Source organism: Promicromonospora sp. NFX87 (assembly GCF_048564965.1).
Taxonomy (GTDB): Bacteria; Actinomycetota; Actinomycetes; order Actinomycetales; family Cellulomonadaceae; genus Promicromonospora.
Window position 1 is genome coordinate 2,958,133 of sequence record NZ_CP183413.1, and the last position, 12,168, is coordinate 2,970,300.

General features: G+C 72.2%; 10 protein-coding genes. 3 read left to right on the forward strand and 7 right to left on the reverse strand.

What is annotated here, in order from left to right; all coding sequences use genetic code 11:
• The first annotated feature begins 141 nt into the window (after positions 1–141).
• Both ACNYC2_RS13275 and ACNYC2_RS13280 read left to right on the forward strand, forming a co-directional pair.
• On the forward strand, positions 142–636 hold the full coding sequence (locus ACNYC2_RS13275; protein WP_419707470.1) for a DoxX family protein: 495 nt from the start codon (positions 142–144) through the stop codon (positions 634–636).
• 84 nt (positions 637–720) lie between these two features.
• Positions 721–1,431 (forward strand): GNAT family N-acetyltransferase, encoded by a 711-nt coding sequence (locus ACNYC2_RS13280; RefSeq protein WP_419707471.1) that lies wholly within the window; start codon positions 721–723, stop codon positions 1,429–1,431.
• On the opposite strand, the gene ACNYC2_RS13285 is transcribed toward ACNYC2_RS13280, so the two are convergent.
• The 7 genes from ACNYC2_RS13285 to ACNYC2_RS13315 form a co-directional block, all read right to left on the reverse strand.
• The gene (locus tag ACNYC2_RS13285) at positions 1,421–2,374 is read right to left on the reverse strand and encodes a DUF808 domain-containing protein (protein ID WP_419707472.1); all 954 of its coding nucleotides are present in this window, start codon (positions 2,372–2,374) and stop codon (positions 1,421–1,423) included. The two genes, ACNYC2_RS13280 and ACNYC2_RS13285, sit on opposite strands and share 11 nt — an antisense overlap.
• Before the next feature lie 99 nt (positions 2,375–2,473).
• Positions 2,474–5,188, reverse strand: coding sequence for a glycoside hydrolase family 97 catalytic domain-containing protein (locus ACNYC2_RS13290; RefSeq protein ID WP_419707473.1), 2,715 nt, complete (start codon positions 5,186–5,188; stop codon positions 2,474–2,476).
• A 122-nt stretch (positions 5,189–5,310) separates the two neighbouring features.
• Positions 5,311–7,434, reverse strand: a complete 2,124-nt coding sequence (locus ACNYC2_RS13295) for a heavy metal translocating P-type ATPase (RefSeq protein WP_419707474.1) — start codon at positions 7,432–7,434, stop codon at positions 5,311–5,313.
• Positions 7,435–7,588: 154 nt separating this feature from the next.
• Complete coding sequence (locus tag ACNYC2_RS13300) at positions 7,589–7,897, reverse strand: metal-sensitive transcriptional regulator (protein WP_419707830.1); 309 nt, start codon at positions 7,895–7,897, stop codon at positions 7,589–7,591.
• Positions 7,898–8,001: 104 nt separating this feature from the next.
• Positions 8,002–8,211 (reverse strand): YHS domain-containing protein, encoded by a 210-nt coding sequence (locus tag ACNYC2_RS13305; RefSeq protein WP_419707475.1) that lies wholly within the window; start codon positions 8,209–8,211, stop codon positions 8,002–8,004.
• Positions 8,208–10,562, reverse strand: coding sequence for a heavy metal translocating P-type ATPase (locus tag ACNYC2_RS13310; protein WP_419707476.1), 2,355 nt, complete (start codon positions 10,560–10,562; stop codon positions 8,208–8,210). Before ACNYC2_RS13310 ends, ACNYC2_RS13305 begins: the two co-directional genes overlap by 4 nt.
• A 10-nt stretch (positions 10,563–10,572) precedes the next feature.
• A complete protein-coding gene (locus ACNYC2_RS13315; protein ID WP_419707477.1) occupies positions 10,573–11,562 on the reverse strand; it encodes a heavy-metal-associated domain-containing protein in 990 nt (329 codons plus the stop codon).
• A gap of 197 nt (positions 11,563–11,759) precedes the next feature.
• Between ACNYC2_RS13315 and ACNYC2_RS13320 the strand changes: the two genes are divergently transcribed.
• Positions 11,760–12,086, forward strand: coding sequence for a hypothetical protein (locus tag ACNYC2_RS13320; protein WP_419707478.1), 327 nt, complete (start codon positions 11,760–11,762; stop codon positions 12,084–12,086).
• Positions 12,087–12,168 lie beyond the last annotated feature (82 nt).

Below are 12,168 nucleotides of genomic sequence, written 5' to 3' on the forward strand. Positions count from 1 at the left end.
CACACGACGATCCGGGCCGCTTCCGTGTGACGGCGCGGTGCGGCGGCGTGCCGGCGTCACACACCCGTCAGCTCGTTCGTCCTGTCCCGCACCGGACGCCTACCGCCGTCCGGACCGGACCGAACTCACTCCCCAAGGAGCATGATGCTGACCACCACCCTCTGGGCGGCGCAGGCCGTCCTCGCACTGTTCTTCCTGTTCGCGGGCCTGCCCAAGATCGTCGGCCGCGGTATCGACCGCTGGATCGGCTTCGACGACGTCCCCCGCCCGCTCACCGTGCTGATCGGGATCGCGGAGGTCGCCGCGCCCGTCGCGCTCGTCCTCCCGATGCTGCTCGGGCGCCTCGAGTGGACGACGCCGCTCGCCGCGGCCGGTCTCGCCGTCGTCACCCTGATGGCGAGCGGGTTCCACGTCCGGGCCGGCGAGTGGCTGCCCGCGCTCGAGACGGCCCTGTGGGCCGCGCTCGCCGGGGCCGTCGCGGTCGGCCGCTGGGGCCTCCTCGGCACCGGCCCGACCCTGGCGGCGGAGCTGCTGGTGCCCGTCATCGGGGTGCTCGTCGTGGCCCTGGTGGTCAACATCGTGGCGATCTTCCGGACACCGGCACCCGCACGCACCCCGGAGCCGGCGCTGCGGTGACGGCGACGACGGGCGCCCGGCCGGAATGCGACCGGCCGGGCGCCCGTTGGAGATGGACGTGAACTTCACGTACGGAACCCTCGTATGAGCGTCATCGACACGGCACCCGACTACGCGGTGCTCGACAACCCCGCATGGTCCGCCCTCACCGGCGCGCACGCGCACCTGGCGGAGGGCAACGACCTCGCCCGCCGGTACCCCGCCGACGTCTCGCCCTTCGCCGCCGTCCGGAGCTGGGACGACCCAGGTGTCTGGGACGCGGTGATCGAGCTCGTCGGGTACGACGCCGAGTTCCCCGGGCCGCCCGCGTCGGTCGCGCTGCCGCCCGGCTGGGTACGCGGCGAGCCCTTCCAGGGCGTGCAGCTCGTCGAGACCGAACGCCTGCACGGCCGGCCCGACGAGGAGGCGGTGCTCCTGGGCACCGCCGACGTCCCCGAGATGCTCGACCTCGTGGCGCGCGCCCAGCCCGGGCCGTTCCTGCCGCGCACCCACCTGCTGGGCCGGTACGTCGGGATCCGGCGCGACGGACGCCTCGCGGCCATGGCCGGCGAGCGCCTGCAGCCCGCCGGCTGGACCGAGATCAGCGCGGTCGCGACCGACGAGCGGTACCGCGGGCAGGGCCTGGCCACGCGCCTCGTGCTGGATGTCGTCCACCACATCCACGAGCGCGGCGCTCGCGCCATGATGCACGCCGCGGCGAGCAACACGCACGCGATCGGGCTCTACGAGCACCTGGGCTTCACGCTGCGTCAGCGCGTGGCGTTCGGCTCCGTGCGCACCCCGGTCAGTGGCTGACCGGCTCCTCCTTCTCCTGATCCTTCTTACGTGAGGGCAGGAGGTGGAGCACCGCGACCACGGCGGCGCCGACGACCAGGCCGACGATCGCCGAGCACAGCGTGTTGAAGAGCCAGCCGAGGGTGCCGCCGAGCGCGCCGGTGCCGTCGTGGATCTCCACCTCGAGGTGGTGCACCCACTCGTACGGTGCGGGGATCCAGCCGGTTCCGTCCGCGCCGAGGTTGACGAGCAGGATGTGGCCGCCGACCCAGAGCATGGCGATGGTGCCGACCACGGAGATCACAGCGAGCACCCGCGGCATGGCCAGGACGAGCCCGCGGCCGAACGCCTTGGCGAACCCGGACTCGTACTGGGCCAGCCGCAGTCCGACGTCGTCCATCTTCACGATGGCAGCGACGATGCCGTAGACGATGATCGTGATGACGAACGCCACCACCACGAGGATCAGGAGCCGGGACCAGAAGGCCTCGTCGGCCACCTCGGCGAGCGCGATCACCATGATCTCGGCCGACAGGATGAGGTCGGTGCGCACGGCGCCCGCGATCATCTTCTTCTCGGCCTCGGGGCTGATCTCGGTGGCCGGGACCTCGGCGTCGTGGTGGCCGGAGACCTTGTGCCAGATCTTCTCCGCACCCTCGTAGGCCAGGTAGGTGCCGCCGATCATGAGGATGATCGGCAGCAGCCACGGCAGGAACTGGCTCAGCAGCAGCGCGGCCGGGAGGATGAAGATCAGCTTGTTGCGGATCGAGCCCTTGGCGATCTTCCACACGATCGGCAGCTCACGCTTGGCCGCGACGCTGCGCAGGTACTGCGGCGTCACGGCGGTGTCGTCCACGACGACGCCCGCCGCCTTGGCCGTCGCGCGTCCGGCGGCGGCCCCGACGTCGTCGATCGAGGCCGCCGCCAGCTTCGCCAGCGCGGCAATGTCGTCCAGCAGTCCCATCAGGCCACCCACGGCGCCGCCCCCGTCTCCGAGCGATGTGTCGTCATGACCCGCAGCCTATGCAACTTGAGCCGATGAGCGGGCATGCGGTCCGGCGGGTCAGCCCTCCTCGCAGGTCACACGGGCGTCCGCCCAGTCGGCGTGGTCGAAGTTCTTGCCGTCGGTGCCCTCGTCGGCCACCAGGCGCAGGCGGCGCACGCCGGTGACGTCGACGTCGAGCGGGACGCCGCCGTCGTCGTTGGACAGCACCGGCGTCTCGGTCAGCAGGACGCCGTCGCCGTAGACGCGGAACCGCACCGAGCCGACGCCGGTGTCGCCCGGCTTGTTCAGGACCTCGTCGTCGATGCCGACCACCGCCCGGAACGCCGTGCACGTGCCACCGAGCCACGTGGTCAGCGAGCCGGTGGCGTGCATGCCGACGCCCTTGGCATAGGCGACCCCGGCGATGGTGATCGGCCGGCCGTCGTCGTCCGCGGCCTCGCCGTTGGACCGGTCGCGCTCGATCGGGCCGTAGCCGTTGGACTCCTCCAGCCAGTCGAGGTCGGAGACGTGCTGGTCGCCGGTCAGCGCGGGCGGCGTGACCCAGAGGGTGGCCTGGCTCGCCGCGGTGTAGCGCCCACCGACGGCCCGGTAGCCGACGTTGATCGGCACCTCGAACGTGCCGGTGGCCCCGTCGGCGGGCACCTGGACCTGCCAGGTCACCTCCGCGCTCCGGCCCGCGGCGAGGCGCGCGACCGTCTGCGTGCCCCGGTCGGCGGTCCAGCCGGCGGGCAGCTCCGGCGTCAGCCGCACGCTCGTGACGTCCCGGTCGGCCACGGTGAACGTGGCCCGGACCTCGACGGTGGCGCCCGGCTCGACGTCGGCCTCCGCCGGGTCGATCGCGAGCGTCGCGTCCGGCCGGTCCACGACGGGCTCCAGGCAGGACTCACGGTGCCGGGTCGCCTCGCACACGACCGCCACGAACCCGCCGTTGTTCGCCGTCGGGACCGAGAGGGTCTCCCCCGCCCCGGCCCGGACGGTGGTGTGCACGGTCGCCGAGCCGTTCGCGCCGTCGTCGGTCAGCAGGTCGACCAGCACCCGCTTGCCGCGCGTCAGACCCTCCAGCGGGAGCGCCAGCGGGTCGCCGGAGCCGGCGCGCAGACCGCCCACGAACCAGCGGTCCCCCGACCGGCGCGCCAGCACGGCGTCGCGGCCGGGCGTGCCGCTCAGCAGCCGCACCTCGTCCCAGGTGGTGGGGAGGTTCTGCAGGAACGGCATGGCGTTCGGCTCGGCCGCGTAGCCCTCGGGCTTGTCCGAGATGTGCTGCCAGCCCGACTCGTAGGCCACGCTCATCGCGACCTGCTGCGCCTTGGACGTCCTGTCGTTGTCGCGCGAGAACACCACGGGCGTGAAGTCCATCGACCCCACGACGTTGCGCGTGAACGGCACGACGAGGCTGCGCTCCGGGCTGATCCCGTTCTCCATGCCGCGCACGGACTCGTAGCTCATGATGTGCGGCCACGTGCGCTGCATGCCCGTGGGCAGCGCGGACCCGTGGAAGTTGATCATCAGCTCGTACCGCGCGGTGTCGCGGGCCACGTCGTCGTACCAGCGGTGGATCTCCTGCGAGTCGGAGTCCATGAAGTCGACCTTGATGCCGCTGACCCCCCACGACTTCAGGCGCGGCAACCACTCGTCGCGCTGCTCCTGCGTGCGCAGGTCGCGGCTGTGGAACCAGGCGATGACGTCCACGCCCTGCGTGTGGGCGTACCGCACGGTGCGCGGCACCCAGCTCGCGTTCCAGCCCTCGTCCAGCAGCACGTACTCCCAGCCGTTCCGCGCGGCCAGGTCGACGAAGTCGCGCTGCCGGGCCTCGTCGCGCGGGCTGTCCCAGTCGGTGAGCCAGCTCCAGCTCGACCGGCCCGGCTTGATCCAGTCGGTGCCCGGGTCCAGGGCGCTGGGCGTGGCCAGGTCGTCGACCAGGTTCGAGCCGACGACGGCGGGCAGGTCGCCGACGATCGCCACCCGCCACGGCGTCGACAGCGGCCCGGCCGCCGTGACCGGGCGCCCCTCGAACAGGTCGACGTCGTAGCGCAGCGACCCCGCCGTGTGCGTCAGGTGCGCGCCCGAGTAGTCGCCGTGCAGGTCAGCCTCGGTGACCAGCGCGTACCGGTCACCCTGCTGGAACAGCACCGGGAAGCCGACGCTGCCGCCGCCGTTGCCCGCGGCGGCCGTCGTGGTGGTCCACTCGGCCTCGTAGTTGACGGCGTACGAGCGCTGCATCCAGGCCGGCCCGTCCGACGCCGGCTCCCACGCGCCCGACTCGTCGTCCACCCGGTGCTCGCCCGCGCCGTCGAGCAGGTAGCGGTAGGCGACGCCGTCGCGGGACACCCGCACGGCGATCCCGAGGCGGGCGCCCGCGGCGTCCGCGAACGTGAAGACCGACTCCGTGTGGACGTAGGACCGCCGCACGCTCTTGCCGGTCGTCATGGTGTACGAGTCGGCGACCCTGCGGTCGCGCCGGTCCACGAACGTCAGGCCGGCGGTGAGGTCCCCGTCGCTGCCGCGCAGCCCCAGGCGCATGGCCGAGAGCACCGTGTCGCCGTCGGCGACGACGTCCAGCGCCACCTCGCCGGCGTCGTCGAGCCGCACGACGCCGTCCAGGGCCGAGCCGCGCGGGCCGTCCACCCGCCAGCTCGTGGTGTCGGCGGGGCCGCGGGCCGGGGCGGCGCTCGCGGGGCCGCCCCCGAGCACCAGCCCGCTCGCCACCAGCGCGACCGCCGACACCGCTGATACCAGGAGAAGTGCAGGACGGGGCGCAGCGAACAGCTTCACGAGGTCTCCCTTGACTCCGACGGGCGCCCGGTGCGCCGTCCGTCAGGTTAGGGAACACCCCAGACCGGGTCAATACCCTTATAGGGAATATGGGCAATATTGGGTCCGATATCGGGTCAGAACTACCTGCCCGGGCGGAGGTCCAGCCGGCGCAGAAGCTGGGCGTTGAGCGCGACCACGATCGTCGAGAGCGACATCAGGACCGCCCCCACCGACATCGGCAGCACGAACCCGATGGGCGCGAGGACACCCGCGGCGAGCGGCACCGAGATGAGGTTGTACCCGGCGGCCCACCAGAGGTTCTGCTTCATCTTGCGGTAGCTGGCCCGGGACAGCTCGATCACCGACAGCACCGAACGAGGGTCGTCGCTCGCGAGGATGACGCCCGCGGACGCGATGGCCACGTCGGTGCCCGCGCCGATGGCGATGCCGACGTCGGCCTGCGCCAGCGCCGGGGCGTCGTTGACGCCGTCGCCCACCATCGCGACCTTGCGGCCCTCACCCTGGAGCTGCTGCACCTTGGCGGACTTGTCCTCGGGCCGCACACCCGCGAAGTACCGGTCGACGCCGATCTCCTCGGCCACCGACCGGGCGACCGCCTCGGCGTCGCCGGTGATCATGACCACCTGGACGCCCAGGTCGTGCAGCCGCCGGACGGCGTCCGCGGACTCGGCGCGCACCTCGTCCGCGAGCTTGATGCCGCCGACGACGGCGCCGTCGCGCAGGACGTGCAGGATGATCGCGCCGTCACCACGCCACGCGTCCGCGACCGGGAGCTCGTCCTGGCCGCTCTCCTCGAGCAGCCGCGGGCCGCCGACCCGGATCTCGTGGCCGTCGACCGTCGCGGTCACGCCGACGGCGGGCGAGGAGCTGAATCCGGACGCGCGCGGGACCGTGAGGCCGCGCTCGTGTGCCGCGCGGACCACTGCCTTGGCCAGCGGGTGCTCGCTGTCCGACTCGGCGGCGGCGGCGAGCGCCAGCAGGGTGTCGCCGTCTGTGTCGCCGTCTGTGTCACCGGCGGGCTGGACGTCGGCGACCGTCGGCTCGCCCTTGGTGAGGGTGCCGGTCTTGTCGAACAGCACGGTGTCCACGGTGCGCATGCTCTCGAGCGCGAGGCGGTCCTTGACGAGCACGCCGCCGCGGGCGGCCCGTTCGGTGGCGATGGACACGACGAGCGGGATGGCGAGGCCGAGCGCGTGGGGGCACGCGATCACGAGGACGGTGACGGTCCGGACGACGGCGTCGTCGGGCATCCCAGCGAGCGACCAGACGACGGCGGTGACCGCGGCGGCGGCCAGCGCGAACCAGAACAGCCAGCCCGCGGCGACGTCGGCCAGGCGCTGCGCGCGCGACGACGAGCTCTGCGCCTCGGTGACGAGCCGCTGGATGCCCGCGAGCGCGGTGTCGTCGCCGGTGGCGGTGACCTCGACGCGCAGGCCGGAGTCCGTGGCGACGGTTCCGGCGGTCACGGGCTCGCCCGGGCCGCGCGGGACGGTGCGCGACTCCCCCGTCACCATGGACTCGTCCATCTCGGCGCGCCCGTCGACGACGCGGCCGTCGGCGGGGACGCTGCCGCCCGGCCGGACCACCACGACGTCGCCCACCGCGAGCTCGGCCGGCGAGACCTTGACGATCTGGTCGCCGTCCACGCGCTCCGCCTCGTCGGGCAGCAGCGCGGCCAGGGAGTCCAGGGCGGACGTCGTCTGTGCGAGCGAGCGCATCTCGATCCAGTGGCCGAGCAGCATGATCACGATCAGGAGCGCGAGCTCCCACCAGAAGTCGAGCTGGTGGTCGAGCAGGCCGAGGCTCGCGCCGAGCGAGGCGACGAACGCGACGGTGATCGCGAGCCCGATCAGCAGCATCATGCCCGGCTTGCGGGAGCGGAGCTCGCTGACCGCTCCCGTGAGGAACGGCCAGCCGCCCCACGCGTACATGACGGTGCCGAGCAGCGGCGAGATCGCGTTCACCGGGGTCGTGTCGGGCAGCATGTAGCCGAGGATCATCGCGAACATGTCCGAGAACGCGACCACCGGCACGGCGAGGACGAGCATGATCCAGAACAGTCGCCGGAACTGGCCGACGTGGTCGCCGTGACCGCTGTGACCGGCGTGGCCCGCGTGACCGCCGTGCATCTCGTGGCCGGCGTGTTCGTCGTGCATCTCGTGGCCGGCCGAGCCGTGCTCGTGCGGCGCCGCCGCACGCGTCGCGCCGTGGGGCTCGGTGGGGTGCTGGTGTGACTCGCTCATAGAACCAGATATACCCCTAGGGGGTACCAACGTCAAGTGTTCGGACCACCCGCCTGCAACGCACGCGAAAAGGTCCGCCCCGAGAACACGATCGGGCACGGGTTTCAGCCGAAACCGGTGCCCGATCGCGTTCTCGAAGCGGACCTTCCTCTCGTCAGGAGCGGACGAGCCGCGCTATCGCGTCCGAGGCTTCCTTGACCTTGGCGTCTGCCTCGGGGCCGCCCATCCGGGCGGCGTCCACCACGCAGTGCTTGAGGTGGTCGTCGAGCAGACCGAGCGCGACGCTCTCCAGCGCCTTCGTAAGCGCGGACACCTGGGTGAGGATGTCGATGCAGTACTGCTCCTCGTCGACCATCCGGTGGATCCCGCGTGCCTGGCCCTCGATGCGCTTGAGCCGCGCGAGGTACCTGTCCTTGTCGGTGATGTAGCCGTGGGCGGTGGGCGCTTCACCCTCTCCGACCATGTCCGGGTCGGCAGGGGATCCTGATTCCGTCATGGTTCCCATGATCTCATCTCCATCTGGTCAAGCGCCCTGGTGGGGCGGGCGAAATGGCCGCCGCCCTTCGGTCAGGCGGCCGTCACGTACTTGGCGGGGTCCGCGTCGAACGGGGCCTCGCACGCCGCGCAGCAGAACCAGTACCGCTGGCCCTCGTAGTCACGGAACAGTCCCTTCGCCTCGGCGTCGGCCTTGACGACGGTGCTGCCGCGCATCACCGGGCACTCCGCGAGCTCGTCGGCCGAGGGGCCGAGCAGGTTGGCGCCGTGGTGGCTCGTCACGGCCGGGCCTCCGTGGCCGCCGCAGTGGCCGCCTTCGGCCGGCGCGTGATCATCGCGCGTGTGATCGTCGTGCGAGTGGTCGTGTCCCATGTGCTGGGTCCTTTCGTCGGTGATGGGTGGAACGAGCGCAGCCGGAGGCTGTTGCCGACGACGAAGACGCTGGAGAACGCCATCGCCGCGCCGGCGAGCATGGGGTTGAGCAGACCGAGGGCGGCCAGCGGGATCGCCGCGACGTTGTACCCGAAGGCCCAGAAGAGGTTCGCCTTGATCGTGCCGAGGGTCCGGCGGGAGAGCCGGATGGCGTCGGCCGCCGAGGTGAGGTCCCCGCGCACGAGCGTGATGTCCGCCGCCTCGATCGCCGCGTCAGTCCCGGTGCCCATCGCGAGGCCCAGGTCGGCCTGCGCGAGGGCGGGGGCGTCGTTCACGCCGTCACCGACCATCGCGACGACCTTGCCCTCGGCCTGCAGCCGGGCCACGACGTCGGCCTTGTCCTGCGGCAGCACCTCGGCGATGACCTCCGTGATGCCCACCGCCGCCGCCACCTGCTCGGCCACCGCGCGGTTGTCGCCGGTGAGCAGCACCGGCGTGAGCCCCAGCGCGACGAGCTGCGCGACGGCGGCCGCGCTGGTCGGCCTGACCTGGTCGGCGACCACGAGGATGCCCCGGGCCTCGCCGTCCCAGCCGACCGCGACGACGGTCTTACCCTCAACCTCAGCCTGAACCTTGGCCTCGGCCAGGACCGACGGCAGGTACAGCGACCAGTCGGCGAGCAGGGCCTCGCGGCCGACGACCACGGCGTGCCCGTCGACGACGCCTTGCACGCCCAGACCCTGGACGTTCTCGAACGACTCCGCCGTGGGCAGGTCGCCGACCTCCTGGGTCGCGCCCTTCGCGACCGCCTGCGCGACGGGGTGCTCGGAGGCGTCCTCCAGGGCGCCGGCCAGGCGGAGCAGCTCGGCGCGGCTGGTGCCTGCGGCCGGGACGACGTCGAGCAGCGTCATCCGGCCGGTCGTCACGGTGCCCGTCTTGTCGAGCACCACGGTGTCGACCTTGCGCGTGGACTCCAGGACCTCCGGACCCTTGATCAGGATGCCGAGCTGCGCCCCGCGTCCCGTGCCGACGAGCAGCGCGGTAGGCGTCGCGAGACCGAGCGCGCAGGGGCAGGCGATGATCAGCACCGCGACGGCGGCGGTCAGCGCCGCGGTGGCGGGGAACCCACCGCCCAGCCAGACCCCGAGGGTCGCGACGGCGATCGCGATGACCACCGGGACGAAGATCCCGGAGACCCGGTCGGCGAGACGCTGGACGTCGGCCTTGCCGGACTGCGCGTCCTCGACGAGCCGCGCGATGCGCGCGAGCTGCGTGCCTGCGCCCACCTGCGTGGCGCGGACCACGAGCCGCCCGCCCTCGTTCACCGTCGCCCCGGCGACCGTGTCACCGATCCCCACCTCGACGGGCACGGACTCGCCGGTCAGCATCGAGGCGTCGACGGCAGAGGATCCGGCGACCACCACGCCGTCGGTGGCGATCTTCTCCCCCGGCCGGACGACGAACTCGTCGCCCACGGCCAGGTCCCCGACCGGGATGCGGGTCTCGGTGCTGCCGCGCAGCACGGCGACGTCCTTCGCGCCCAGCTCCAGCAGCGCCCGCAGCGCGGCACCGGCCTGCCGCTTGGACCGCTTCTCGAAGTAGCGCCCGGCGAGCACGAACATGGTGACGCCCGCGGCGACCTCGAGGTAGATGTTGGCCGCGCCGTCGGACGGCGCGATGGTCAGCTCGAAGCCGTGCGTCATCCCCGGCTCCCCCGCCGTGCCGAGGAACAGCGCGTACAGGGACCAGAGGAAGGCGGACAGGACACCGAGCGAGACGAGCGTGTCCATGGTCGCGGCGCCGTGCCGCAGGTTGGTCCACGCGGCCCTGTGGAACGGCGACGCCCCCCACAGGATCACCGGGGCCGCGAGCGCCAGCGACGCCCACTGCCAGTAGGTGAACTGCCAGGCCGGGACCATGGCGAGCACGATCACCGGGACGGCGAGCACCACGGAGGCGATGAGCCGGTTCCGCAGCGACAGCAGCTCCAGGTCCTGCGGGCCGACGGCGTCGCCGCCGGGCTCCGGCGCGTTCTTCGGCGCCGGGAGGGTCGCCGTGTAGCCGGTCTTCTCAACCTCGGCGACGATGGCGCCGAGGTCGTACCCGGCGGGGGCCGTGACCTTGGCCTTCTCCGTCGCGTAGTTGACGGTGGCGCTCACCCCGTCGAGGCGGTTGAGCTTCTTCTCGATCCGCATGGCGCAGGAGGCGCAGGTCATGCCGCCGATGTCGAGGTCGACGGTCGTTGCCGTGGTGTCGGACATGGTGCTCCTCTCAGTGGTCGTGGCCGGAGTCGCCGTGCCCGGCGGCGGGCTCGTCAGTGGGCTCCTCGGTGGGTTCGCCGCTGGGTTCGTCAGCGGCCGGCGCCGCCCCCGTGTCGAGGACGAACTCGGCCGTGCGCACCTCCCCGTCGACCTTGAAGTCGAGGTACAGCAGGTACCGGCCGGGGGTGGGTGCCTCGGTCATGAACTCGACGTCGGGGCCCGACGTCGATCCGGGCTCCGGCTCGTCGCCCTCGGGGTGCACGTGCAGGTAGGCCAGGTCGCCGTCGCGCAGCGCGACCAGGTGCCCGTAGGCGCCGAGGTACGGCTCCAGCGTGGTGACCGGCTCGCCGTCCTTCGTGACGGTCGCGGTAAGCGTGGAGCCGCCGTTCGCGCTCAGGTCTCCCGTGAGCGTGGCGGTGTACCCGTCGACGGTGTCGCTCGCGGTGACCTTCGTGGCAGGTTCGGGCGAGAGGGGCCCCGCGACGTCGACCGTGCGGCTGAGCGTCAGGTTCTCGCCGGTCGCCCCGGGGACGAAGTCGGTGAACACGCGGTAGGTGCCCGCCTCGTCCCAGGTCCACGGGATGGACCAGACGCCGTCCGCCGACATCGTGGGGTGGACGTGCCGGAACTGCGATCCGTCCGCACGCACCACGATGAGGTGCAGCTTCTTGTCGTGCGCTGTCTCGAAGTCGGTCACTGCTACGCCGTCCGCGGTGGTGATCGAGAAGGAGAGCATGCCCGCCTCGTCGACCTCACCGGGTGCGCTCACCGGGCTCAGGAGCAGGCCGTCCTGCTCGAGGGCGAGCCCGCGGACCGGCGTCGCCACCGTGGTCGTCCCGCTCATGTCCATCTCAGGCTCCTCGTGCTTCTCGTCCTGTGCCGCCCCGGACCAGGCCGCGACGGTGCTCTGCGGGACCACGGCCCCCGCGACGACGAAGGCGGCGACGAAGAGCGCCGCCAGGCCTGCTCCAAAGGCGCCGAGCCGCTGCGGGACGTTCATGAGGCGCGCTCCGCCTCGTGCGCGGCGTCGTACTCGCTGGTCGCCACTGTCGTTCCTTTCGCTCGACGTTCCGATCGATCACTACCCCTAGGGGGTAACCGTATGTCGCCAACCATATACCCCCCGGGTGTATTCCGGTCAAGGCGCCCGCTCCCTTTCGCGCCCACTTCAACGCCTGCTCCGGCTACGGTTCCGTCATGTCCCTCCCCGCGGCTCTCCTGGTACAGCTCGTTCCTGTCGTCGCCTTCGTCGTCGTCCTGGTGCTCCTGATCACCGCGGTCGGCAGCATGCGCGCGACGGGCCGCGCCGTAGAGCGCGTCGAGCGGAAGCTGGACCTCGTGATGCAGCGCCTCGACATCGAGGACTCCGCCGCCGTGGGCATCGCGCCGGACGCCCTCGCCGAGATCGACAGGTGCCTCTGGTCCGACCGGCGGGCCGAGGCCGTCCGTCTGTACCGCGAGGCGACCGGGCACACCGCGGCCCAGGCGAAGGAATGGGTCGAGCGGCGCGCCGCGTCGTACTGATCACCCCGGCATTCCCCGCCCGTTTTTCGGGGACAGGCCCCCACCTGCCTCGATAGAATCCCCCCGCCACGCCGGCGTCGTG

Coding starts and splice junctions, on each gene's coding strand:
- ACNYC2_RS13275 (WP_419707470.1), top strand. CDS start 142: ATGATGCTGACCACCACCCTCTGGGCGGCGCAGGCCGTCCTCGCACTG.
- ACNYC2_RS13280 (WP_419707471.1), top strand. CDS start 721: ATGAGCGTCATCGACACGGCACCCGACTACGCGGTGCTCGACAACCCC.
- ACNYC2_RS13285 (WP_419707472.1), bottom strand. CDS start 2,374: ATGGGACTGCTGGACGACATTGCCGCGCTGGCGAAGCTGGCGGCGGCC.
- ACNYC2_RS13295 (WP_419707474.1), bottom strand. CDS start 7,434: ATGAGCGAGTCACACCAGCACCCCACCGAGCCCCACGGCGCGACGCGT.
- ACNYC2_RS13300 (WP_419707830.1), bottom strand. CDS start 7,897: ATGGTCGGAGAGGGTGAAGCGCCCACCGCCCACGGCTACATCACCGAC.
- ACNYC2_RS13310 (WP_419707476.1), bottom strand. CDS start 10,562: ATGTCCGACACCACGGCAACGACCGTCGACCTCGACATCGGCGGCATG.
- ACNYC2_RS13315 (WP_419707477.1), bottom strand. CDS start 11,562: ATGAACGTCCCGCAGCGGCTCGGCGCCTTTGGAGCAGGCCTGGCGGCG.
- ACNYC2_RS13320 (WP_419707478.1), top strand. CDS start 11,760: ATGTCCCTCCCCGCGGCTCTCCTGGTACAGCTCGTTCCTGTCGTCGCC.